We start from the raw sequence: 23915 nt of genomic DNA, 5'->3' as shown, positions 1-23915 counted from the left end.
CTTTTATACCCGTTTGTTTTAGAAATTATTAAATTAATTATTTTCTTTCAGATTATTGCCACGCTCAATGATAACCCCGACGTTCGCCGCACGGGCTACCGCGCCAGGTTTACTGAGTTTGATCCGTACCCAGGGAGAATTAAAGCGGCTAAGCAGCAGATCTGCCACCTCTTCCGCAACCCGTTCTACCAGCGCAAAGCGCCCACCTTCCACATGATTAACAACCGTTTGAGCAATATCAGCATAGCTCAGGCAATCAGCCACATCATCGCTTTTAGCCGATTTGCGGTTATCCCATGCCATTTCGATATCGAACACCAACCGTTGTTCGATCGTTTGTTCCCAGTCGTAAACACCAATAGTGGTGATTACAGAAAGTTGCTCTATAAATACAATATCCATCACGACCTGCCTGCTTTTTGGCTAACCCGGATACCACTTCCGGCGAAATATGCGTATTATCCACAGAAGTAGCGTTTTACACGACATTTTCAAAACGGAACAGCTTATGAGTGCAATCGCGCCTGGAATGATTATCTTCGCGTACCTCTGTGGCTCAATTTCCAGTGCTATTCTGGTATGCCGCCTTGCTGGATTGCCGGACCCGCGCGACAGCGGCTCTGGGAATCCGGGCGCGACAAACGTGCTGCGCATCGGTGGCAAGGGAGCCGCCGTCGCGGTACTGATTTTCGACGTCCTGAAAGGTATGTTACCCGTCTGGGGTGCCTATGCGCTAGGCGTCAGCCCCTTCTGGCTGGGATTGATCGCAATCGCCGCCTGTCTGGGCCACATTTGGCCGGTATTCTTCGGCTTTAAAGGTGGGAAAGGCGTTGCCACCGCTTTTGGCGCGATTGCGCCGATTGGTTGGGACTTAACCGGCGTGATGGCCGGGACCTGGCTGCTGACCGTCCTGTTGAGCGGCTACTCGTCGTTAGGCGCTATCGTCAGCGCGTTGATCGCCCCTTTTTACGTCTGGTGGTTCAATCCCCAGTTCACTTTCCCGGTGTCCATGCTGTCGTGCTTAATTCTGCTTCGTCACCATGACAACATTCAGCGTCTGTGGCGTCGTCAGGAGCCGAAGATCTGGACCAAGCTGAAGAAAAAACGCGAACGAGACCCCGAGTGATTTTATTGTCGGATAGCGACGCAACGGCGTCTTATCCGGCGTGGGGGATGTGATACCCCTCCACCGGTTTGCCTAATCGGTTCTGACACCACGTCGCCAGAAACTCCACGCACACGCGCAGCTTCACGCTGCGATACAGCGGCTCCTGATAAACCGCCCAGATATTAGCGCTCTGCGCATAGTCCGGCAGCACACGCACCAGTTCACCGCTGGCCAGAAACGGCTGCACATCCCATTCGGAACGCAACATAATCCCTTTTCCCTGTAGCGCCCACTGCAACACAATCTCACCGCTGTTAGAGGAAAGATGTCCCGCCACCTTGACCGACTTTTTCTCCTGACCATTGTCCAGTTCCCACACCCCGTGAGTCATATCGCGTTCTTTGGTGACCAGACAATCATGACGACTTAATTCCTGTAACGTCATCGGCTCACCGTATTTTTGTAAGTACGGTGGGGCCGCACACAATATTCTTTTGTTTTTCGTTAACAAATGCGCAATATAATAATCCGGTATCTCGTCATTAATACGAATATCCAAATCGATATTATCCTGCGCCAAATCAATTTGCCGATCGTAAAGCTCAAAATGCACCTGTAATTCAGGGTAGCTATGCATCAATTCGGTAATTGCCGGTGCAATATAACTGCGCCCAAAGCCAAAACTACAGCCGATACGAATCATCCCTGCCGGGCGCGTTTTGAGTTGCGTGACGTCATCGACCAGATGCTGATAACTCGCGAGGATCGCCTGCGCATGTTCATAGCAACGTTGACCACTCTCCGTGAGCGCTACACCACGCGCAGAGCGGCTTAGCAGCGTCGTCCCCAGCGCGGACTCTAGGATCTGAATGCGTTTTGTCACAAACGCCGGCGTTTGCCCCAGCGTCGAGGCGGCGGCGCTGAAGCTGCCACTATGCACAATTTCAACCAACACCTGCAGGTCTTTCGCCAGGGGATACGTGTTCAGCATGATCGGTCTATCCGTAATGTTGTTCACCGCAGTGTAATTCTCTCATGCGTCTTAAACCCTGCCTTTGCGCAATTTTTATTGCCTTATCCGGCCATCATTCACGAACTGTTAATTAGATATTCACAGTGGCAAATAATATTAATCCACACTTTTAGTGGTAGTTTGTGGCGGAGAATTTATTTCCAGATAAATAAAAGAACTGGAGTTAACAAGATGAGCAATCAAAATAACCAAAATGCGATAAATACGCTGACTAACATTGTCGCCGATTTTACCGCCATGATTTCTACCCGCATGCCCGATGACGTCGTGGATAAATTAAAAAAGCTGCGTGAAGGCGAAACCTCGCCGATGGGTAAAATCATCTACCACACCATGTTTGACAACATGCAGAAAGCTATCGACCTGAACCGCCCAGCCTGTCAGGACACCGGCGAGATTATGTTCTTCGTGAAGGTCGGTTCCCGTTTTCCGCTCCTCGGCGAACTGCAAAGCATTCTGAAGCAGGCCGTTGAAGACGCCACGGTAAAAGCGCCGCTGCGCCATAACGCGGTCGAGATTTTTGACGAAGTGAATACCGGCAAAAATACAGGTACCGGTGTGCCGTGGGTCACCTGGGACATCATCCCTGATAACGATGACGCGGAAATCGAAGTCTACATGGCAGGCGGCGGCTGTACGCTACCGGGACGCTCGAAAGTGTTAATGCCTTCTGAGGGCTACGAAGGTGTGGTGAAATTTGTTTTTGAAAATATCTCCACGCTGGCAGTCAACGCCTGTCCGCCGGTGCTGGTGGGCGTAGGTATTGCCACCTCCGTAGAAACCGCCGCCGTTCTTTCTCGTAAAGCGGTGCTGCGCCCTATCGGCTCACGTCATCCGAATCCGAAAGCGGCCGAACTGGAACTGCGTCTGGAAGAAGGACTTAACCGTCTGGGCATTGGTCCGCAAGGATTGACCGGTAATAGCTCGGTGATGGGCGTGCATATCGAATCCGCCGCGCGCCACCCGTCGACTATCGGCGTTGCCGTCTCTACCGGCTGCTGGGCCCACCGTCGCGGCACGCTGTTGGTTCATGCTGACCTCTCCTTCGAAAACCTGTCTCACACCCGGAGCGCGTTATGAAAAAGATCCTCACAACCCCGATCAAAGCAGAAGATCTGGCAGACATTCGCGTTGGCGATGTCATTTACCTGACCGGTACGCTGGTGACCTGCCGTGACGTTTGCCACCGCCGCCTGATCGAACTGAAGCGCCCGATTCCTTATGACCTGAACGGCAAAGCCATTTTCCACGCGGGCCCGATCGTACGTAAGAACGGTGAAAAATGGGAAATGGTTTCCGTCGGCCCAACCACCAGCATGCGTATGGAAGCGTTTGAGAAAGACTTTATCGAACAGACTGGCGTCAAACTGGTGGTCGGCAAGGGCGGCATGGGACCGCTGACGGAAGAAGGCTGCAAGCAGTTTAAAGCGCTGCACGTCATCTTCCCGGCAGGCTGCGCAGTCGTGGCGGCAACCCAGGTTGAGGAGATCGAAGAGGTGCACTGGACGGAACTCGGCATGCCGGAGTCCCTGTGGGTGTGTCGGGTAAAAGAGTTCGGCCCGCTGATCGTTTCCATCGATACCCACGGCAATAACCTGATCGCTGAAAACAAAAAGCTGTTCGCTGAACGTCGCGACCCTATCGTCGATGAAATCTGCGAGCACGTGCATTACATCAAATAACCCTCCCGGAGAGGCGCTACGCCTCTCCTCTTTCGTAGGGATACAACAATGGCACCTTTAGCTGGTTGGTGGCGATACCTGGCTCCGCTGGTGGTCATCGCCATTATTGCTGTTCTACCCGTCCCCACCGGTCTTGAGAGCCACACCTGGCTCTATTTTGCCGTCTTTACCGGTGTGATTGTCGGGCTTATTCTGGAACCTGTACCGGGCGCGGTAGTGGCGATGATTGGCATTTCGATCATCGCCGTCCTTTCACCGTGGCTGCTGTTCAGCCCGGAGCAACTCGCGCAGGACGGTTTTAAATTTACCGCCAAATCGCTGTCGTGGGCGGTATCTGGCTTTTCAAACTCGGTCATCTGGCTGATCTTCGCGGCCTTTATGTTTGGTACTGGCTATGAGAAAACCGGACTCGGTCGGCGAATCGCGCTGATGCTGGTGAAAAAGATGGGGCATAGGACGCTGTTTCTCGGCTATGCGGTGATGTTCTCCGAACTTATCCTCGCTCCCGTCACACCTTCCAACTCCGCCCGTGGGGCCGGAATAATCTACCCGATTATCCGCAACCTGCCGCCGCTGTATAACTCACAACCCAATAGCGCCAGTTCACGCTCTATTGGCTCGTACATCATGTGGATGGGTATTGTCGCTGACTGCGTTACCAGCGCCATTTTCTTAACGGCAATGGCGCCGAACCTGCTGTTGATCGGTCTGATGAAAGGCGCGTCCCACACCGCGCTAAGCTGGGGTGACTGGTTCTTAGGCATGCTGCCGCTGAGCATTTTACTGGTGCTGATCGTGCCGTGGCTGGCGTACGTGTTGTATCCACCGGTGCTGAAATCCGGTGATCAGGTTCCACGCTGGGCGGATACCGAACTAAAATCGATGGGACCGCTCTGCGCTCGCGAGAAAAAGATGCTGGTGCTGATGGTCGGCGCGCTGGTGCTGTGGATCTTCGGCGGCGATTATATTGACGCTGCGATGGTCGGATACAGCGTGGTGGCGTTGATGCTGGTGCTGCGCATCATTAGCTGGGATGACATCGTCAGCAATAAAGCCGCATGGAACGTCTTTTTCTGGCTGGCCTCGCTGATCACGCTGGCCACCGGGCTCAATAACACCGGTTTTATTACCTGGTTCGGCAAGCTGCTGGCAAATGGGCTGAGCGGTTATTCGCCGATGATGGTGATGGTGGCGCTTATCGTGGTGTTCTATCTGCTGCGCTACTTCTTTGCCAGCGCCACGGCGTATACCTCCGCCCTCGCACCGATGATGATTGCCGCCGCGCTGGCAATGCCGGAAATCCCGCTACCGGTCTTCTGCCTGATGGTCGGCGCCGCCATTGGTCTGGGCAGCATTCTGACCCCGTACGCCACCGGCCCTAGCCCTATCTACTACGGCAGCGGCTATTTACCAACGGTGGATTACTGGCGACTCGGTGCTATTTTTGGCCTGATTTTCCTCGTGCTGCTGGTGATTACCGGTCTGGTCTGGATGCCCCTCGTTTTACTGTAAAACCCTGGTGGGGCGGCGTATTGTCGCCCCTTTATCCATAAGCTTCTCATATGATCGATTTCCCGATGCGCTGAGGCATACTTTTTTGTATGCAAACACCCTCATGCTGATAGGGGAAACGCTCTGGACACGGTTGCGCACGAGACACTCACACGGGGCTGGCAGGCCGAACTGGATCTGCATTTTACCTGCACCGGGCACAAAACGGTGCTCGCCTCGGCGCGTCATCATGGTCCATTGACGGTTCAACGCCCGTTTTACCCGGAAGAGGACGTATGCCATCTCTATTTGCTTCATCCACCGGCGGGGATCGTCGGCGGGGATGAGCTCCATATCGCCGTAACGCTCGACGAAAACAGCCACGCGTTAATCACCCAGCCTGGCGCGGGAAAGTTTTACCGCAGCCGTGGACCGCAGGCATTACTGCGCCAGCATTTTACCCTCACTCCTCACGCGACGCTGGAGTGGTTGCCGCAGGATACGATCCTCTTTCCCGGCGCCAACGCCGCTATTCAGACCGTCTTTCATCTGACATCCACAAGCCGCCTGCTGGCCTGGGATCTGCTGTGTCTTGGCCGACCGGTTATGCAGGAGACCTTCAGTTACGGCACGCTGCAAAACCGCCTGGAAGTATGGCGAGATGGGCAGCCACTGCTGATAGAACGCTTGCAGTTGCAGGAGGGGAATCTGAGCGGCGTCGCACATCATCCCTGGGTCGGCACGTTGCTGTGTTATCCGGCCAGCGAACATATGCTCGAGGGCACGCGGGAGCGGCTTACGGCGCTTGGCGATTACGCCGGGGCAACGCTTAACGATTCGTTGCTGACAATCCGTTTTCTTGCTAACGACAACCTGGTTGTCCAGCGCGTTATGCGCGACATCTGGCAATTTCTGCGCCCGCTGCTGACACATAAAGCGCCCGTACTCCCGCGAATCTGGCAAACCTAAGAGAACCCTAATGGAACTGACTCCCAGAGAAAAAGACAAGCTGTTGCTGTTTACCGCTGCGCTGGTGGCGGAACGTCGCCTGGCCCGCGGGCTGAAGCTGAACTACCCGGAATCGGTGGCGCTGATTAGCGCTTTCATCATGGAAGGGGCGCGTGACGGGCAAACCGTGGCCGCGCTGATGGAAGACGGGCGTCACGTCCTGCGCCGCGATCAGGTGATGGAAGGCGTACCGGAGATGATCCCGGATATTCAGGTTGAAGCCACATTTCCGGACGGTTCGAAGCTGGTCACTGTCCACAACCCGATCGTCTAAGGAGCGGCAATGATCCCAGGTGAATATCAGATCGCAAAAGGCAATATCGCGCTTAATCAGGGGCGGGAGACCTGCACGATCGTGGTGGAAAATCATGGCGACAGACCCATCCAGGTGGGCTCGCACTATCACTTTTACGAAGTAAACCCGGCGCTGCGCTTTGACAGGCTGGCCGCACGCGGCTTTCGTCTGAACATTGCTGCGGGCACAGCGGTGCGTTTTGAGCCAGGACAAAAACGCGAAGTCGAACTGGTGCGCGTTGCCGGTGCACAAAGGATCGTGGGTTTTCGCAGCGAAGTGATGGGCGCACTGGAGGCAGATAATGAGTGACATTTCCCGGCAGGCGTACGCCGACATGTTTGGCCCAACCACCGGCGATAAAGTGCGCCTGGCGGATACCGACCTGTGGATCGAGGTGGAACAAGACTTCACCACCTACGGCGAAGAGGTCAAATTCGGCGGCGGAAAAGTGATCCGCGACGGCATGGGCCAGGGACAAATGCGCGCCGATGCATGCGTGGATCTGGTGATCACCAACGCGCTGATCGTCGATCACTGGGGGATCGTGAAAGCGGATATCGGCATCAAAAACGGCAGGATCTTCGCCATCGGCAAAGCAGGTAATCCCGATATTCAACCCAACGTCACGATCCCGATAGGCGTGGGAACTGAAGTCATTGCCGGGGAAGGCAAGATCGTCACCGCGGGCGGCGTGGATACGCATATTCACTGGATTTGCCCACAGCAGGCGCAGGAGGCGCTGGTTTCTGGCGTGACGACGATGATCGGCGGAGGCACCGGTCCGGCAGCAGGAACCAACGCCACCACCTGCACGCCGGGCCCCTGGTACATCGCGCGCATGCTGCAGGCGGCAGATGCGTTGCCGGTTAACATTGGTTTGCTGGGCAAAGGCAATGGCTCAAACCCAGACGCCCTGCGCGAGCAAATCAGCGCGGGCGCAATTGGCCTGAAAATCCATGAAGACTGGGGCGCCACGCCTGCCGCTATCGACTGCGCGCTGACCGTAGCCGACGAGATGGACATCCAGGTCGCGCTGCATAGCGATACGCTCAACGAGTCCGGATTCGTTGAAGATACGCTGGCGGCGATTGGCGATCGCACCATTCATACTTTTCACACTGAAGGCGCGGGCGGCGGCCATGCGCCGGATATCATCACCGCCTGCGCGCATCCGAATATTCTGCCCTCCTCCACGAATCCGACGCTGCCCTATACCGTCAACACCATCGACGAGCATCTCGACATGCTGATGGTTTGCCACCACCTCGATCCGGATATCGCCGAAGACGTGGCCTTTGCCGAATCCCGCATTCGCCGGGAAACGATCGCTGCCGAAGATGTGCTGCATGACATTGGCGCGTTTTCCCTGACCTCGTCCGATTCACAGGCGATGGGGCGCGTGGGCGAAGTGATCCTGCGTACCTGGCAGGTGGCGCACCGCATGAAGGTTCAGCGTGGCCCGTTGGCAGAAGAAACCGGTGACAACGACAACCTGCGCGTTAAACGCTACGTCGCCAAATACACCATCAACCCGGCGTTAACCCATGGTATCGCCCATGAAGTCGGCTCCGTTGAGCCTGGCAAACTGGCCGATCTGGTGCTGTGGTCGCCCGCCTTTTTTGGCGTAAAACCGGCGACGATCGTCAAGGGCGGGATGATCGCCTGCGCGCCGATGGGCGACATCAACGCCTCGATCCCCACCCCGCAGCCGGTGCATTACCGCATGATGTTCGGCGCACTTGGCGCAGCACGGCATCACACCCGGCTGACCTTTATTTCGCAAGCCGCTGACGCGCAAAACATCCCGCAGCAGCTCGGTTTGCGAAGCACTATCGCCGTCGTCAAAGGCTGCCGGACGGTGAAAAAGGCCGACATGATCCACAACGGCCTGCAACCCAATATCACCGTCGATGCTCAGACCTACGAGGTGCGTATTGATGGCGAACTTATCACCAGCGAACCGGCAGACGTTTTGCCGATGGCGCAACGCTATTTTCTGTTTTGAGGAGTGACGATGATCTACCTGACCCAACGCCTTGACCACGCCCACCGCGCCACCGCAAGCGTCACGCTACCCATTGATGTTCGGGTTAAAAGTCGCGCCAGAGTGGCGCTGAACGACGGTCGCGAAGCCGGGCTAATGCTACCGCGTGGTTTGCTGCTGCGCGGCGGCGATCTGCTAAGTACCGAAGATGGCAGCGAAGTGATCGAAGTGATCGCCGCACCGGAGTCGGTTTCCGTGGTGCGCTGCGCCGATCCTTTCCTGCTCGCCAAAGCCTGTTATCACCTCGGTAATCGCCACGTTCCGCTGCAAATCCTGCCTGATGAACTGCGTTACCATCACGATCATGTGCTGGACGACATGCTGCGCCAGTTCAACCTTGAGGTGACGTTCGCCCAGTTGCCGTTTGAACCTGAAGCAGGCGCTTATGCCAGTGAATCACACGGGCATCACCACGGCCATGCGCACTGATGCATAACAGCCAACAGCTACGTCTGATGCAGCTCGCCAGCAGCGCGCTCCCGGTAGGGTCATTTACCTGGTCCCAGGGTCTGGAGTGGGCGGTGGAAATCGGCTGGGTGAAAAGCGTCGATGACTTCTCTGCCTGGCAAATCCAGCAGATGGAGCAGAACTTTTTTACCGTTGACCTACCGCTGCTGGCGAGACTGTATCGCGCCTGCGAGCAGGACGATCTCGACGCAGCACGCCGCTGGAGCGCTTACCTGCTGGCCTGTCGCGAAACCCGCGAACTGCGGGATGAAGAACGCAGTCGGGGTGCGGCGTTTACACGGCTGGTCACCGACTGGGAGGCGGATTGCTCGCGAGAATGGCGCACCCTCTTTGTCGACAGCCAACTCTGCGGCATGGCCTGGCTGGGCGTACGCTGGAAAATTCCGCTGACGGAGCTGGCGTTAAGCCTCGGCTACAGCTGGATTGAGAGCGCTGTCATGGCTGGCGTCAAGCTGGTTCCTTTTGGACAACAGGCGGCCCAGCGTTTGATTATTGCGCTCTGCGATCGCTATGCGCAGGGTTTGGCACAGGCGCTGACGTGTCCTGACACCAGCCTCGGCTCCGCAACGCCGTTGGCCGCTATCGCGTCTGCCCGGCATGAAACCCAATATTCCCGATTATTCCGCTCCTGAGGAGAAAAAATGAGTAACTACAAGCATCCCCTGCGTGTGGGCGTTGGCGGCCCGGTTGGCTCCGGCAAAACGGCGCTGCTGGAAGCGTTATGCAAAGCCATGCGCAGCAGCTATCAGTTGGCGGTGGTGACCAACGATATCTACACCAAAGAAGATCAGCGCATTCTCACCGAGGCTGGCGCACTGGAACCGGACAGAATCGTTGGTGTGGAAACCGGTGGCTGCCCGCATACCGCCATCCGCGAAGATGCGTCGATGAATCTGGCCGCCGTAGAAGCGCTGAGCGAGAAATTCGGCAATCTGGATCTGATTTTTGTGGAAAGCGGCGGCGATAACCTGAGCGCCACCTTTAGCCCGGAACTCGCGGATCTGACGATCTATGTGATCGATGTTGCCGAAGGCGAGAAGATCCCGCGTAAAGGCGGTCCGGGGATCACCAAATCCGATTTTCTGGTGATCAATAAAACCGATCTTGCCCCTTACGTCGGCGCATCGCTGAAGGTGATGGAGCGCGATACCTTGCGCATGCGCGGCGAGCGTCCATGGACGTTTAGTAATTTAAAATCTGGAGAAGGCCTGGACAAAATTATCGCGTTTCTGGAAGAGAAAGGAATGTTGCGGATGTAGTGAGAGCTATCGCCGGGCGGCGGATTCGCCTGACCCGGCCTACGGTTTTGTAAGCCCGGTAAACGCAGCGCCACCGGGCAAAAAAAACTTATGCTGCCGGTAATTCCGCCAGCGGCCAGCGTGGGCGCACGGTCACGCCAAGATCCGCCGTTGCACCCGCTTTAAAGCGCACCATGCCCGCGTAGGCGATCATCGCCCCGTTATCGGTACAAAATTCCGGACGCGCGTAAAACACTTCGCCACGACGTTTTTGCATCATCTCAGCCAGCTTTGCGCGCAGCGTACGGTTCGCACTCACGCCCCCCGCCATCACCAGACGTTTAAAACCGGTTTGGTCCAGCGCGCGTTTGCACTTGATCATCAACGTATCGACCACCGCATCTTCAAACGCACGGGCGATATCAGCGCGGGTCTGATCGTCATTTTCGTTATTACGAATGGTATTCGCGGCAAAGGTTTTCAGGCCGGAGAAGCTGAAATCCAGCCCCGGACGGTCAGTCATCGGACGCGGGAAGACAAAACGTTTTTCAACGCCTTGTGATGCCAGCTTTGACAGCATTGGGCCACCAGGATAATCCAATCCCAGCAGCTTGGCGGTTTTGTCGAACGCTTCACCGGCAGCATCATCAATCGATTCGCCCAGCAATTCATACTGACCGATACCGGTGACGCTGATCAGCTGCGTGTGGCCGCCGGAAACCAGCAGCGCGACGAACGGGAATGCAGGGGGATTATCTTCCAGCATTGGCGCCAGCAGATGCCCTTCCATGTGGTGCACAGGAATTGCCGGTACGCCCCAGGCGAACGCCAGCGAACGTCCTACGGTTGCGCCAACCAGCAGCGCACCAACCAGACCAGGACCTGCGGTATACGCCACCGCATCGATCTCTTTTGCCGTCAGTCCCGCTTCTTTCAGCGCGGCCTGGATCAACGGTACGGTTTTACGTACGTGATCGCGCGAGGCCAGTTCAGGCACTACGCCGCCGTAGTCAGCATGTAATTTCACCTGACTATACAATTGGTTGGCTAAAAGACCTTTTTCATCGTCGTAAATGGCGATGCCGGTTTCATCGCAGGATGTTTCAATACCCAGTACACGCATGACTTGTTTTACCTCGCTCTATTACCGCGCAGTGTAGGACCAATGCGGGTTGATGTAAAACTTTGTTCGCCCCAGGAGTTTCGCTCGTGTATACTCCTTGTCCTTATAAAAGTCCCTTTCAAAATCGCGTCGGTGCTTTACAAAGCAGCAGCAATTGCAGTAAAATTCCGCACCATTTTGAAATAAGCTGGCGTTGATGCCAGCGGCAAACCGAATTTATTAAAGGTGAGAGTTACATGCCGGTAATTAAAGTACGTGAAAACGAGCCGTTCGACGTAGCACTGCGTCGCTTCAAGCGTTCATGCGAAAAAGCAGGTGTTCTGGCGGAAGTTCGTCGTCGTGAGTTCTATGAAAAACCGACTACCGAACGTAAGCGCGCTAAAGCTTCTGCTGTGAAACGTCACGCGAAGAAACTGGCTCGCGAAAACGCACGCCGTACTCGTCTGTACTAATCCATTGAGAGCCAAAGCTCTCAATTCAGACTGAGTTGTAGTTGTAAGGCCGTGCTTCCGGAAGGAATGCGCGGCTTATTTTCGTTTATACACGTCATCATTCAAGCTGCCTCAGTGTTGGCTGCAGTCGCTCACCCCAGTCACGTACTGCTGTACGCTCCTGAGGATTCGCTTCCTTGCCGCCTTGATGCATCCTGAATGATTTTGTGTATATGAGTCATCAAAAAACAGGGGCTTATGGCTGGACGAATTCCTCGCGTTTTTATCAATGACCTGCTGGCAAGAACCGACATCGTCGATCTCATCGACGCGCGGGTAAAGCTGAAAAAGCAGGGCAAAAATTATCACGCGTGCTGTCCGTTCCATAACGAAAAAACCCCCTCTTTCACCGTAAACGGTGAAAAACAGTTTTATCACTGCTTTGGGTGTGGCGCGCATGGCAACGCCGTCGACTTTCTCATGAACTACGACAAGCTCGAGTTTGTGGAAACCGTCGAAGAACTGGCCGCAATGCACAACCTTGAAGTGCCCTATGAAGCAGGCAGTGGCCCCAGTCAGATAGAGCGCCATCAACGGCAAAGCCTTTATCAATTGATGGACGGCCTGAACACTTTTTATCAACAGTCTTTGATGCAGCCCGCCGCTACCCCTGCGCGCCAGTACCTGGAAAAGCGAGGATTAAGTAGCGACGTTATCACCCGTTTTGCTATTGGTTTTGCGCCCCCCGGCTGGGACAACGTCCTGAAACGGTTTGGCGGCAATGCTGAGAATCGCAAATCGCTGGTCGATGCGGGGATGTTGGTCACCAACGATCAGGGACGCAGTTACGATCGCTTCCGCGAACGGGTGATGTTCCCCATTCGCGACAAACGTGGTCGAGTCATTGGTTTTGGTGGACGCGTGCTGGGCGATGCCCTGCCGAAATATCTGAACTCCCCGGAAACCGATATTTTCCATAAAGGACGCCAGCTGTATGGCCTTTATGAAGCCCAGCAGGATAACGCCGATCCACAGCGCCTGTTAGTGGTAGAAGGCTATATGGATGTGGTGGCGCTGGCGCAATACGGCATTAACTACGCCGTGGCATCCCTAGGGACGTCAACTACTGCCGATCACATCCAACTGTTGTTCCGCGCGACGAACAACGTAATTTGCTGTTACGACGGCGACCGTGCCGGACGCGACGCAGCATGGCGCGCACTGGAAACCGCACTGCCCTATATGACAGACGGACGCCAGCTACGCTTCATGTTTTTACCTGACGGCGAAGACCCCGATACGCTGGTGCGTAAAGAAGGGAAAGAGGCCTTTGAAGCCCGGATGGAGCAGGCGCTGCCGCTCTCCGCGTTTTTATTTAACAGCCTGCTGCCGCAGGTGGATTTGAGTACCCCGGACGGACGCGCACAGCTCAGTACGCTGGCATTACCGCTGATTACTCAGGTACCAGGCGAAACGTTGCGCATTTACCTGCGACAGGAGTTGGGGAACAAGCTCGGCATTCTGGATGACAGCCAGCTTGAACGTTTAATGCCTAAACTGGCAGAAAATGGGGCTTCCCGCCCTGTTCCACAGCTAAAACGTACGACCATGCGTATACTTATAGGGTTGCTGGTACAGAACCCGGGCCTCGCCCCGCTGGTTCCACCGTTAGGCGCACTGGATAGTAATAAGCTGCCTGGACTTGGCTTATTCAGAGAACTGGTCAACACTTGTCTGGCTCAGCCAGGTCTGACCACCGGGCAACTTTTAGAACACTACCGTGGCACAAATGATGCTGCGACCCTTGAAAAACTGTCGATGTGGGACGATATAGCAGATAAAGATATCGCGGAAAAAACCTTCACCGACTCACTCAACCATATGTTTGATTCGATGCTTGAACTGCGCCAGGAAGAGTTGATAGCTCGTGAGCGCACACACGGTTTAAGCAGCGAAGAACGCCGGGAACTCTGGACACTGAACCAGGAACTGGCCAAGAAATAACAGAAAGACAAAAGTATTTAACGGCTTAACTGCCGAATATCGATCGGGAAGCCCCCGACAGCCGCACGGAGAGGCAGCGGCAAAATATAAGTATGCCCTCGTTTTGCCGTTGGCGGTTTTACCGCCCAACACCAATCAAACGAATTAAGTGTGGATACCGTCTTATGGAGCAAAACCCGCAGTCACAGCTGAAGCTTCTTGTCCAACGTGGTAAGGAGCAAGGCTATCTGACCTATGCCGAGGTCAATGACCATCTGCCGGAAGATATCGTCGATTCAGATCAAATCGAAGACATCATCCAAATGATCAATGACATGGGTATTCAGGTGATGGAAGAAGCACCTGATGCCGATGATCTGCTGCTTGCTGAAACCTCCAACAGCACCGATGAAGACGCGGAAGAAGCGGCTGCCCAGGTTCTGTCCAGCGTTGAGTCCGAAATCGGTCGTACGACTGACCCGGTCCGCATGTACATGCGTGAAATGGGTACCGTTGAACTGTTAACCCGCGAAGGCGAAATCGACATCGCTAAACGCATCGAAGACGGGATTAACCAGGTTCAATGCTCCGTTGCCGAATACCCGGAAGCTATCACCTACCTGCTTGAGCAGTACGATCGCGTAGAAGCTGAAGAAGCACGTCTTTCCGATCTGATCACTGGCTTTGTCGATCCGAACGCGGAAGAAGACATGGCGCCAACGGCGACCCACGTCGGTTCTGAACTCTCTCAGGAAGAGATGGATGACGATGAAGATGAAGATGAAGAAGATGGCGACGACGACAGCAGCGATGATGACAACAGCATCGACCCTGAGTTAGCGCGTGAAAAATTCGGTGAACTGCGTACTCAGTACGAAATCACTCGCGACACCATCAAAGCGAAAGGCCGCAGCCATGCTGCCGCGCAGGAAGAAATTCAGAAGCTGTCCGAAGTGTTCAAACAGTTCCGCCTGGTGCCGAAGCAGTTCGACTACCTGGTAAACAGCATGCGCGTCATGATGGACCGCGTGCGTACTCAGGAACGTCTGATCATGAAGCTCTGCGTCGAGCAGTGCAAAATGCCGAAGAAAAACTTCATCACCCTGTTCACTGGCAACGAAACCAGCGAAACCTGGTTCAACGCGGCAATCGCGATGAACAAACCGTGGTCTGAAAAACTGCACGACGTGGCAGATGACGTTCACCGCGGCCTGCAGAAACTGCAGCAGATTGAAGAAGAAACCGGCCTGACCATCGAGCAGGTTAAAGATATCAACCGTCGCATGTCCATCGGTGAAGCGAAAGCCCGCCGTGCGAAAAAAGAGATGGTTGAAGCGAACTTACGTCTGGTTATCTCTATCGCTAAAAAATACACCAACCGTGGCTTGCAGTTCCTGGATCTGATTCAGGAAGGTAACATCGGTCTGATGAAAGCGGTTGATAAGTTTGAATACCGTCGTGGTTACAAGTTCTCCACCTATGCAACCTGGTGGATCCGTCAGGCGATCACCCGTTCGATCGCGGATCAGGCGCGTACCATCCGTATCCCGGTACATATGATTGAGACTATCAACAAGCTCAACCGTATCTCCCGTCAGATGCTGCAAGAGATGGGCCGCGAGCCGACGCCAGAAGAACTGGCTGAGCGCATGCTGATGCCGGAAGACAAGATCCGTAAAGTGCTGAAGATCGCTAAAGAGCCTATCTCCATGGAAACGCCGATCGGCGACGATGAAGATTCGCATCTGGGTGATTTCATCGAGGATACCACCCTCGAGCTGCCGCTGGACTCTGCGACCACCGAGAGCCTGCGTGCCGCAACGCACGACGTTCTGGCTGGCCTGACCGCCCGTGAAGCGAAAGTTCTGCGTATGCGTTTCGGTATCGATATGAACACCGACCACACGCTGGAAGAAGTAGGTAAACAGTTCGACGTTACCCGCGAACGTATCCGTCAGATCGAAGCGAAAGCGCTGCGTAAACTGCGCCACCCGAGCCGCTCTGAAGTACTGCGTAGCTTCCTGGACGATTAATCTCGCCGCATAAGCATAAACGCCACCGCAAGGTGGCGTTTTTCTTTACATCCCGCGCATGACCAGCGCATCATCCAACTCGCGATACGCCTCCACCAGCTTATCCAGTGTAATCCGGCTCAATCCGCTGGGATTCGGCAATACCCAAATCTGCGTCGCGCCAATGGTCAGCGTCTGTTTTCCCCACTGCGCCCCACGCTGGCTAAGCCCCTGCTCAAATGCCTGCTTCCCAAGGATAGCGAGCGCGGCTGGCTGATACTCTTCTATTTTCTCAATAAGCAGACGACCGCCGCTACGCATCTCTTGTAGCTTCACTTCATTGGCTTGTACCGTTGGTCTGTCGACAAACTTAGTCACGCCGCAGCGGAAGTCCAGCAGGTGCTGTGCCTCTTCAGGTTTAAGCTGGCGATCGGTAAATCCCGCCTGATGGATAACCTTCCAGAAGCGATTAGCGGGGTGCGCAAAGGGGAATCCTGTACCTGCGGAAGAAAGCCCCGGATTGATGCCGCAAAACACCACCCGCAGCTCCGGTGCCAGTATGTCCTTAACCATAATTACTCCGAACAATACATCAGAGGAACCAGTATAACGGACTGAAAATACATTGTTTATAAAAACAGCATCCGTACGCTTATGTCTGGATTGCAACGCGGAGTTACTTTATAATCCACCGCCACGGCCCCTTAGCTCAGTGGTTAGAGCAGGCGACTCATAATCGCTTGGTCGCTGGTTCAAGTCCAGCAGGGGCCACCAAATCTCAAGGACTTGCGAGAAATCGCAGGTCCTTTTTTTATGGGTATTCCATAGAAATTGGCATGTAGCAAAATCAATACTTGCTTGCATCAATATGTTGAATGAGTACACGGAAGAACATAGCTGGCGGGGACTAAAGCTATTTACGCGATACACCTGTTCAGAAAACAGCATGTTAATGGCAACCCCATCTGGACGCCGCCATCCTGGGATGGAAACGTCCGTTAGAGTTTAATTCGATAGTCAGCTCACACTAGCTCTTTGAGCTGCTCCTGCATATAGGTTGAAAAATACTCTGGGTTCTTGATAAGGATGCGGTTACCGGAGGCGACTTTCTCTGCCCATCCGGCCACTTTTTTCGTGAACTCGGGATTCCATCCCTCTTGCTCACCCCGTGCCATCACAACTTCCGGACTCGCTGGCACACCTAAGTCATGCAAATACTTTAAGATTCCCTTAGCGGTACTTTCATCCATTGAATGTGGTACTGACGCCGAAGTGTTCATACCACCAATAAAATCCAATGCTTTCTCAATTGCTGTTGGCATGCTCTTATCCTTAAAATTAACCACGTGAGAGACACATTTATACTATGTACCCAACTCCGCCGGGATATCAAAGAGAACATCGCCTTTATTTGACTTACCCCGCAGCTAAACGCTTGCGCGGCTGTTTTCTGCGCTATTTTTTTGCTTCTCCGGCTAAAACCAGCCCAGTTGCCACCGCATTACGCGGCCCTTCGGTACCTCGAATATTACCCTGCCCGGCGACAACGCCGTAATTCGCCAGCGCATCGGTGATCATCTGCGGGATTTCAAAATCCAGCGAAGAACCGCCTACCAGCACCACGAACGTCATATCGCGAATAGAGCCACCGGGTGACACCTGGCGTAACGCGCGAAGGCAGTTGGTCACAAAAACCTTCTCTTTAGCCTGTCGGCGCACCAGACGGATTTTTTCCAGCGAAGTCTGGTTATCTACCGGGATCAGCTCGCCCTCTTTCAAGTACACCACTTTGGCGAATACTGACGGACTGAGCGGTTCGCGGAAAAACTCCACCGCGCCGTTCTCATGGCGAATGCTGAACAGGCTCTCCACTTTTGCCAGCGGGTATTTTTTTATTTCCTCCGCCAGAAATGCATCGCTTAAGCCCAGCTCAGTTTGAATCAACAGGCTGACCATATTCCCCGCGCCGGCCAGATGTACCGCTTTCACTACGCCGTCGCTATTGATGACGGCGGCATCGGTAGATCCTGCGCCTAAGTCGAGGATCGCCAGCGGTGCGGCGCATCCGGGCGTAGTTAACGCCCCCGCCACAGCCATGTTGGCCTCTACGCCGCCCACCTCAACCAGAGTGTTTAACCGGGCGCTCAGCTCACTGGCAATGGCCTGCATCTGTAAACGATCGGCTTTCACCATCGCCGCAATACCCACGGCGTTCTCCATGGAACACTCTCCGGCGATGCCGCCCTGCACCTTGCGCGGAATAAATGTATCGACCGCCAATAGATCCTGAATATGCACCGTGTTCATGTCATGGCCGGTCAGCGAGGCCATCACCTTACGCACCCGCTCCAGCATGCCGCCTGCGTGCGTACCAGCTTCCCCACGAATATCGCACACGGGCGCACAGGCGCTCATCGCCTGCATAATGGCCTGAGCGCCCTGCGCTACGTCGGCTTCACCGCCGCGCTTTTCACCACGGATAAAGATCTTACCCGCCGGGATCACTCTCGATCGCACATCTCCCTGCGGGGTTTTCAGCACCACAGCGGAACGGTTGCCAATCAGCGCTCTGGCGATGGGGACAATAGTTTGTGTTTCCTCAGGGGTCAGGGCAAAGAAGGTCGCGATGCCGTAAGGATTCGACAGCACCCGCACTACCTGTCCCGGGGCCGCCACTTCCACCGCCGCCAGCACGCCTTCAGGCACCTTCTCCAGCAGAGTGACTTCATCAACCACCGGTATTGGCCGGTGCAGGCGATTATTCACCAGCACGCCATCATCTTTTTTCAGGATAGCCGCCACCACGTTGACGCCGCGATCCAGCGCTTCATTGATAAACCAAACCGCCTCAAGGAAATCCATCTCCTCGTCCACCAACGGGATCCAGCCCTGGGCAAATCGATCCTCATCCAACGCCGCCAACTTCTCCACGGCGATGGTGGTTCCCATGCCCACGCCAACGCCGCCGGGCGTTTGCGGGTTATGGCCAATCATCGTTGATTCGGTAATGATGGTTTCAGTGATGGTTTCCATCGCCACATCACCAATAACCGGCGCGGCCTCGTTGATGCAGATTTTTGCCACATCCTGCAGCGACCACGGCGTTTTATCCAGCGCCTGCTGCAGGGACGCGACCACCCCGGCGATATTCTCCCGCGTGCCTTTCATCCCGGTCGTGGCGACAATCCCGCTGCCGATAAACCGGCCATCCTGCGCCAACGCCACTTCAGTGGTGGCGTTGCCGATATCGATCCCTGCAATTAACGGCATGCTGCCTCCGTCACTGACTGCCTTTACGCAGCTTATTTCTCTGCTGGTATACCTCTGCCGATTCGCGGACAAACCCGGCGTTCACCGTGGCGTGCCAGGTGTGTTCCAGTTCATCGGCAATGGCCTGCAACTCGGCGAACGAAGAACGAAACGGCCTCAGTGCGTTGTAGATCTCCAGAATGCGGGCATCCGGGATCGCAATCAGTTCTGCCGCACGACGAAAATTGCGCGCCACGGCATGACGCTGCATCTGCTCGGCAATCTGCGCCTGGTACTCCAGCGTTTGCTGAGAAATACGCACATCCTGCGGCCCTACGCGGCCCGCCAGCACATTCTCAAGGGTAATGTCGGTTAGCGGCTTGCCGCCAGGCGTCTGGATTTTCTCCGGGCAGCGGGTGGCTAATGGGTAATCCTGCGCGGTCATGATGTTGTCGTTCATGGTCATTCCCTTACCAGTGCAATATGCAACGTGACAGGCGCAGCATCCTGCACCACGTGTTTGGTTTCTTTGATATGAAACAGCGCGGCCTTGGCCATAAATTTAGGGCGCACCATCTGGTCATTGACCACTGGCACCGGCGAAGGCGACTCTTTGCGTGCATATCGCGCGGCGTTTTTACCAATCTGACGATAGGTTTCCAGCGTCAGCAGCGGAGCCTGAGAAAACAGTTCCAGGTTACTTAGCGGCAGCAGATCGCGCTGATGAATCACCGTGGTTCCTTTCGACTGGATACCAATCCCAATGCCTGAGCCGCTGAGATTTGCCGCATCCCATGCCATAAAAGAAACATCCGAGGTGCGCAGGATCCTCACTACTCGCGCATGCAGTCCCTCTTCTTCGATGCCTGCAACCAGCTCTTTCAAAATCGCGTTGTGCGGCATATCAATCAAGGTTTTATGCTGATACTTATCAAAGGCCGGGCCGACGCCAATCACCACCTCATCCACGCGCTCATCCGCGTTAGCCGCCTCGCCTTCGCTCACCTGTAAGGTGAAAACCGGCTTACGTTCAGTTGTGCATTCCACTGTGTACCGCCTTATTCGATCGAGCCGGGCTGAACCACGCCCGCAATATTTTTAATTTCCGCCCAGCGTTCGGCACTGATGCGATAGCCGGTACCAGGTCCCTGATAATCATTGATGTCGTTGACGGCGCTGACGACGTCGAACTGGCGATCCAGAATGGCCGACGTTTGCAGGTAATCACCGGTAACACGCTGTCTCAGCATGTTGAGGATATTGCTGGCGATATCTTCGAAGCCGCTGCAACTCAACGCGCCGACGATATCCAGCCCGGTGATATTGCGCTTCATCATCTCTTCCACGGCAGCCAAATCCTCAACGACATTACGCGCAGGCATATCTTTGCTGCCGTGAGCATAAGTAGCAGCTTCGACTTCTTCATCGCTAATCAGCGGCAGGCCCAGTTCGCGGAACACTGCCTGAATGGCGCGTGCGGCCTTATTGCGAATGGCGATGGTTTCCTCTTCCGTGACCGGACGCAGACCGCCGTCAACCATCAGATCGCGTTGCAGAATGTTGTAATCATCGAAATCTTCAGCGTCGAAGTTCGACCCGGCAAACATGTTGTCGTAGTTGGGTACCGCGCTGTAACCGGAGAAAATAAAGTCGGTACCCGGCAGCATCTGCATCAGGGTGCGGGCAGTACGGCGAATATCGGAGTGGGAAAAGGTCTGGTCATTGGCGGAGGCCACTTCAAGGTCGAGCATTGAGGCAATCAGGTTTTCCGCCAGCACCGCGCGGATCCCTGACGGCACTGCGCCGGTCATGCCGATACAGCTGACCGCGCCGTTTTGCAGCCCCTGTACGCCCGCGCCTTTGGTGATAAAAATGCAGCGCGACTCCAGATAAAGCATCGATTTACTTTCGGAATAGCCCATCAGCGCTTCCGAGCCGGTGCCGGAGGTGTAGCGCATCTTCAGACCACGCGACGCATAAGCCGAGGCGAGAAACGCTTTGGACCACGGCGTGTCATCACCGTCGGTAAACACCGATTCTGTGCCATACACCGACACCGTTTCGGCATAACTGGTTAGCCCTCGCATGCCCAACTCCAGCTCCGTGGCCTCTTCAACGGAACATTGCGTCAGCACACCGGGGCGACCGCACTGGGAACCCACCAGCAGTGCCAGGGCGTTAAACGGCGCGTAGCGGGCGATCCCGACCGTCGTTTCCTGCTCGGAAAAGCCGCGGATCCCCGCTTCAGCAGCGTCGGCGGCAATCTGTACCGGGTTATCTTTCAGGTTAGTCACGTGGCACTGGTTGGAGGGAGTGCGTCTGGCGCGCATTTTTTGTAGCGCCATCATCATCTCCACCACGTTCATTTGCGCCATCACTTCCACCGCTTTCGCCGGGGTGATGGCGGTGGTAATGGCAATAATCTCTTCCCGACTGACGTGGATATCCACCAGCATTCTGGCGATCTCCAGCGCGTCGAGCTGCATGGCGCGCTCAGCTTCGGCCACGTTAATCGCATAGTCGGCAATGAAACGGTCGATCATGTCGAACTCGGCTCGGCTCTTACCGTCCAGCTCAACAATACGACCATTTTCCACCTTCACCGACGACGTCGGATCGTAGGGGCTTTCCATGGCGATCAGCCCCTCTTCAGGCCATTCGCCAATCAGCCCATCCTGATTTACAGGCCGCTTCGCAAGCACTTCGAATCGTTTTGATCTTCTCATGATTTATTGACTCAAAAGGTAAAAAAATAGGGACGCCGGGCCATATTGCCGGGGACACCACACCCGGTATTCGCCTTTCATCAGCAATGGCCGAACTCTAAATGAGCCAAGCAATAAAAAAATAAAATTAATTTCGTTCCAATTTGGCACCTAATAAAAACGCATCGTTCCATATTGAAACGCAATTCAGGAATATCCATCGTGAATTGTGACGAGGTTAAATGATCATTATCAATAAACGCAAAATCAGGGAAATGAATTCAATCTTTATGAAAAACCCACCCTATTGACTTAATAACGTGCGGCGAGAAAATAAGGTAAAGCCAATGATAAAAATAGCTGTTGCGCGATATATTTCGTGACCTCAGCCCTACAACATTTTCAGGAGAGACTGTGAATAAGAGCCAACAAATTGCCACCATTACGCTGGCGGCTGCAAAAAAAATGGCGCAGGCCGTTGAGGCTAAAGCGCTTGAGATCAACGTTCCGGTGGTCTTTTCCGTGGTGGATCACGGCGGGAATACGCTGCTAATGCAACGTATGGACGATGCGTTTGTCACCAGCTGTGATATCTCTCTTAATAAAGCGTATACCGCCTGCTGCCTGCGTCAGGGTACCCATGAAATTACCGACGCGGTACAACCTGGCGCTTCGCTATATGGTTTGCAGCTTACTAACCAACAGCGCATTGTTATTTTCGGAGGCGGCTTACCTGTCATATTAAACGGTAAATTAATTGGTGCCGTTGGCGTTAGCGGCGGCACTGTCGAACAAGACAGATTATTAGCAGAAACCGCACTGAATTGTTTCTCTGAATTATAATTTAAATCTAAGAAGGTATATTATGAGCTATCGTATGTTTGATTACCTGGTGCCAAATGTGAACTTCTTTGGCCCCAATGCTATTTCCGTTGTCGGCGAACGCTGCAAACTGTTAGGCGGTAAAAAAGCGCTGCTGGTTACTGATAAAGGTCTGCGGGCTATTAAAGACGGTGCGGTAGATAAAACCCTCGCCCATTTACGTGAAGCGGGCATTGACGTGGTGGTTTTTGACGGCGTTGAGCCAAATCCCAAAGACACCAACGTGCGCGATGGTCTGGAGGTCTTTCGCAAAGAGCATTGCGATATCATCGTTACCGTTGGCGGCGGTAGCCCGCATGACTGCGGTAAAGGCATCGGTATCGCGGCAACTCACGAAGGCGATCTCTACAGCTATGCCGGGATTGAAACCCTGACCAACCCGCTGCCGCCTATCGTTGCGGTGAATACCACTGCCGGTACCGCCAGCGAAGTCACCCGCCACTGCGTGCTGACCAATACCAAAACCAAAGTGAAGTTTGTGATTGTCAGCTGGCGTAACCTGCCGTCGGTCTCCATTAACGATCCGCTGCTGATGCTCGGCAAACCCGCCCCGCTGACCGCCGCGACCGGTATGGACGCCCTAACCCACGCCGTAGAAGCCTATATTTCCAAAGATGCCAACCCGGTCACCGACGCCGCCGCTATTCAGGCTATTCGCCTGATCGCACGCAACTTGCGTCAGGCCGTAGCGCTGGGCAGCAACCTGAAAGCTCGCGAGAACATGGCCTACGCCTCTCTGTTGGCGGGTATGGCTTTCAACAACGCCAACCTCGGCTACGTTCACGCAATGGCGCATCAGCTTGGCGGTCTGTACGACATGCCACACGGCGTGGCGAATGCCGTTCTGCTCCCGCACGTGGCGCGCTATAACCTGATCGCTAACCCGGAGAAATTTGCCGATATCGCAGAATTTATGGGTGAAAACACTGACGGACTTTCCACCATGGATGCCGCCGAACTGGCCATTCACGCCATTGCCCGCCTCTCCGCTGACATCGGCATTCCGCAGCATTTGCGCGATCTGGGCGTTAAAGAAGCCGATTTCCCGTATATGGCGGAAATGGCGCTGAAAGACGGCAATGCCTTCTCCAACCCGCGTAAAGGGAACGAGAAAGAAATTGCCGAGATCTTCCGTCAGGCATTCTGATAAATAAGGGGGCGCA

At 54.7% G+C, this 23915-nt stretch carries 25 protein-coding genes and 1 tRNA gene; 17 read left to right on the top strand and 9 right to left on the bottom strand.

Features of this window, described 5'->3' with window-relative positions:
* Positions 1-33 precede the first annotated feature (33 nt).
* Entirely contained in the window at positions 34-402 is a 369-nt protein-coding gene (gene folB / locus OGX90_RS05480) for a bifunctional dihydroneopterin aldolase/7,8-dihydroneopterin epimerase (protein ID WP_003024659.1), read from the bottom strand.
* 106 nt (positions 403-508) lie between these two features.
* Between folB and plsY the strand changes: the two genes are divergently transcribed.
* Positions 509-1126, top strand: a complete 618-nt coding sequence (gene plsY / locus OGX90_RS05475) for a glycerol-3-phosphate 1-O-acyltransferase PlsY (RefSeq protein WP_003828443.1) — start codon at positions 509-511, stop codon at positions 1124-1126.
* Positions 1127-1157: 31 nt separating this feature from the next.
* Here the strand turns inward: plsY and ttdR are convergent, their stop codons facing one another.
* Positions 1158-2099, bottom strand: coding sequence for an L-tartrate utilization transcriptional activator TtdR (ttdR, locus tag OGX90_RS05470; RefSeq protein ID WP_241176394.1), 942 nt, complete (start codon positions 2097-2099; stop codon positions 1158-1160).
* A gap of 213 nt (positions 2100-2312) precedes the next feature.
* Between ttdR and ttdA the strand changes: the two genes are divergently transcribed.
* The 10 genes from ttdA (at position 2313) to ureG (ending at position 10388) form a co-directional block, all read left to right on the top strand.
* Positions 2313-3221, top strand: a complete 909-nt coding sequence (gene ttdA / locus OGX90_RS05465) for a L(+)-tartrate dehydratase subunit alpha (RefSeq protein ID WP_235126642.1) — start codon at positions 2313-2315, stop codon at positions 3219-3221.
* The gene (gene ttdB / locus OGX90_RS05460; RefSeq protein WP_003828447.1) at positions 3218-3823 is read left to right on the top strand and encodes a L(+)-tartrate dehydratase subunit beta; all 606 of its coding nucleotides are present in this window, start codon (positions 3218-3220) and stop codon (positions 3821-3823) included. Before ttdA ends, ttdB begins: the two co-directional genes overlap by 4 nt.
* A gap of 48 nt (positions 3824-3871) precedes the next feature.
* A complete protein-coding gene (locus tag OGX90_RS05455; RefSeq protein ID WP_241176393.1) occupies positions 3872-5335 on the top strand; it encodes an anion permease in 1464 nt (487 codons plus the stop codon).
* 123 nt (positions 5336-5458) lie between these two features.
* On the top strand, positions 5459-6283 hold the full coding sequence (locus OGX90_RS05450) for an urease accessory protein UreD (protein WP_223124334.1): 825 nt from the start codon (positions 5459-5461) through the stop codon (positions 6281-6283).
* A 10-nt stretch (positions 6284-6293) separates the two neighbouring features.
* Entirely contained in the window at positions 6294-6596 is a 303-nt protein-coding gene (locus tag OGX90_RS05445; protein ID WP_003024678.1) for an urease subunit gamma, read from the top strand.
* A gap of 9 nt (positions 6597-6605) precedes the next feature.
* On the top strand, positions 6606-6926 hold the full coding sequence (locus OGX90_RS05440; protein WP_057067197.1) for an urease subunit beta: 321 nt from the start codon (positions 6606-6608) through the stop codon (positions 6924-6926).
* On the top strand, positions 6919-8622 hold the full coding sequence (ureC, locus tag OGX90_RS05435) for an urease subunit alpha (RefSeq protein WP_234692391.1): 1704 nt from the start codon (positions 6919-6921) through the stop codon (positions 8620-8622). The genes OGX90_RS05440 and ureC overlap by 8 nt, the downstream gene beginning before the upstream one ends.
* Positions 8623-8631: 9 nt before the next feature.
* A complete protein-coding gene (gene ureE, locus OGX90_RS05430) occupies positions 8632-9090 on the top strand; it encodes an urease accessory protein UreE (RefSeq protein WP_234103461.1) in 459 nt (152 codons plus the stop codon).
* Positions 9090-9761, top strand: a complete 672-nt coding sequence (locus OGX90_RS05425) for an urease accessory protein UreF (protein WP_234096780.1) — start codon at positions 9090-9092, stop codon at positions 9759-9761. The genes ureE and OGX90_RS05425 overlap by 1 nt, the downstream gene beginning before the upstream one ends.
* A 9-nt stretch (positions 9762-9770) precedes the next feature.
* On the top strand, positions 9771-10388 hold the full coding sequence (gene ureG / locus OGX90_RS05420; protein ID WP_286623300.1) for an urease accessory protein UreG: 618 nt from the start codon (positions 9771-9773) through the stop codon (positions 10386-10388).
* Positions 10389-10476: 88 nt separating this feature from the next.
* On the opposite strand, the gene tsaD is transcribed toward ureG, so the two are convergent.
* Positions 10477-11490, bottom strand: coding sequence for a tRNA (adenosine(37)-N6)-threonylcarbamoyltransferase complex transferase subunit TsaD (gene tsaD, locus OGX90_RS05415; RefSeq protein ID WP_003024694.1), 1014 nt, complete (start codon positions 11488-11490; stop codon positions 10477-10479).
* A 236-nt stretch (positions 11491-11726) separates the two neighbouring features.
* On the opposite strand from tsaD, the gene rpsU reads away from it, so the two are divergent.
* The 3 genes from rpsU (at position 11727) to rpoD (ending at position 15937) form a co-directional block, all read left to right on the top strand.
* A complete protein-coding gene (rpsU, locus tag OGX90_RS05410; protein WP_001144069.1) occupies positions 11727-11942 on the top strand; it encodes a 30S ribosomal protein S21 in 216 nt (71 codons plus the stop codon).
* A 237-nt stretch (positions 11943-12179) separates the two neighbouring features.
* Positions 12180-13925: a DNA primase gene (gene dnaG, locus OGX90_RS05405; RefSeq protein WP_003828467.1), complete on the top strand. Its 1746-nt coding sequence runs from the start codon at positions 12180-12182 to the stop codon at positions 13923-13925.
* Positions 13926-14089: 164 nt separating this feature from the next.
* The gene (gene rpoD / locus OGX90_RS05400; RefSeq protein ID WP_003024699.1) at positions 14090-15937 is read left to right on the top strand and encodes an RNA polymerase sigma factor RpoD; all 1848 of its coding nucleotides are present in this window, start codon (positions 14090-14092) and stop codon (positions 15935-15937) included.
* Between the two features lie 45 nt (positions 15938-15982).
* Here the strand turns inward: rpoD and mug are convergent, their stop codons facing one another.
* On the bottom strand, positions 15983-16489 hold the full coding sequence (mug, locus tag OGX90_RS05395; protein WP_008785849.1) for a G/U mismatch-specific DNA glycosylase: 507 nt from the start codon (positions 16487-16489) through the stop codon (positions 15983-15985).
* 125 nt (positions 16490-16614) lie between these two features.
* On the opposite strand from mug, the gene OGX90_RS05390 reads away from it, so the two are divergent.
* Positions 16615-16690 (top strand) — tRNA-Ile (locus tag OGX90_RS05390).
* Between the two features lie 248 nt (positions 16691-16938).
* On the opposite strand, the gene OGX90_RS05385 is transcribed toward OGX90_RS05390, so the two are convergent.
* From OGX90_RS05385 to OGX90_RS05365, 5 genes are all read right to left on the bottom strand, one after another.
* Positions 16939-17262, bottom strand: coding sequence for a DUF1889 family protein (locus OGX90_RS05385; RefSeq protein WP_001573898.1), 324 nt, complete (start codon positions 17260-17262; stop codon positions 16939-16941).
* Between the two features lie 109 nt (positions 17263-17371).
* Positions 17372-19186 (bottom strand): diol dehydratase reactivase subunit alpha, encoded by a 1815-nt coding sequence (locus tag OGX90_RS05380; RefSeq protein ID WP_286623297.1) that lies wholly within the window; start codon positions 19184-19186, stop codon positions 17372-17374.
* Positions 19187-19196: 10 nt separating this feature from the next.
* Positions 19197-19625, bottom strand: coding sequence for a diol dehydratase small subunit (locus tag OGX90_RS05375; protein WP_153686675.1), 429 nt, complete (start codon positions 19623-19625; stop codon positions 19197-19199).
* 2 nt (positions 19626-19627) lie between these two features.
* Positions 19628-20212, bottom strand: coding sequence for a propanediol/glycerol family dehydratase medium subunit (locus OGX90_RS05370; RefSeq protein WP_008785852.1), 585 nt, complete (start codon positions 20210-20212; stop codon positions 19628-19630).
* 11 nt (positions 20213-20223) lie between these two features.
* A complete protein-coding gene (locus tag OGX90_RS05365; RefSeq protein ID WP_048215504.1) occupies positions 20224-21891 on the bottom strand; it encodes a propanediol/glycerol family dehydratase large subunit in 1668 nt (555 codons plus the stop codon).
* 393 nt (positions 21892-22284) lie between these two features.
* Here OGX90_RS05365 and OGX90_RS05360 point away from each other — a divergent pair, with 393 nt between their 5' ends.
* Together OGX90_RS05360 and dhaT are read left to right on the top strand one after the other, a co-directional pair.
* Positions 22285-22713 carry a GlcG/HbpS family heme-binding protein gene (locus OGX90_RS05360; protein WP_003828504.1) on the top strand — a complete coding sequence of 143 codons (429 nt, stop codon included), beginning with the start codon at positions 22285-22287 and terminating at the stop codon, positions 22711-22713.
* Positions 22714-22735: 22 nt separating this feature from the next.
* The gene (gene dhaT / locus OGX90_RS05355; RefSeq protein WP_003024734.1) at positions 22736-23899 is read left to right on the top strand and encodes a 1,3-propanediol dehydrogenase; all 1164 of its coding nucleotides are present in this window, start codon (positions 22736-22738) and stop codon (positions 23897-23899) included.
* The last annotated feature ends 16 nt before the right edge of the window (positions 23900-23915 follow it).

The sequence above is a fragment of the Citrobacter sp. Cpo012 genome (genome assembly GCF_030333015.1).
Taxonomy (GTDB): Bacteria; Pseudomonadota; Gammaproteobacteria; order Enterobacterales; family Enterobacteriaceae; genus Citrobacter; species Citrobacter portucalensis.
Note: the sequence above shows the minus strand (reverse complement) of the source record. Positions and strands in the feature narration are given on the sequence as shown.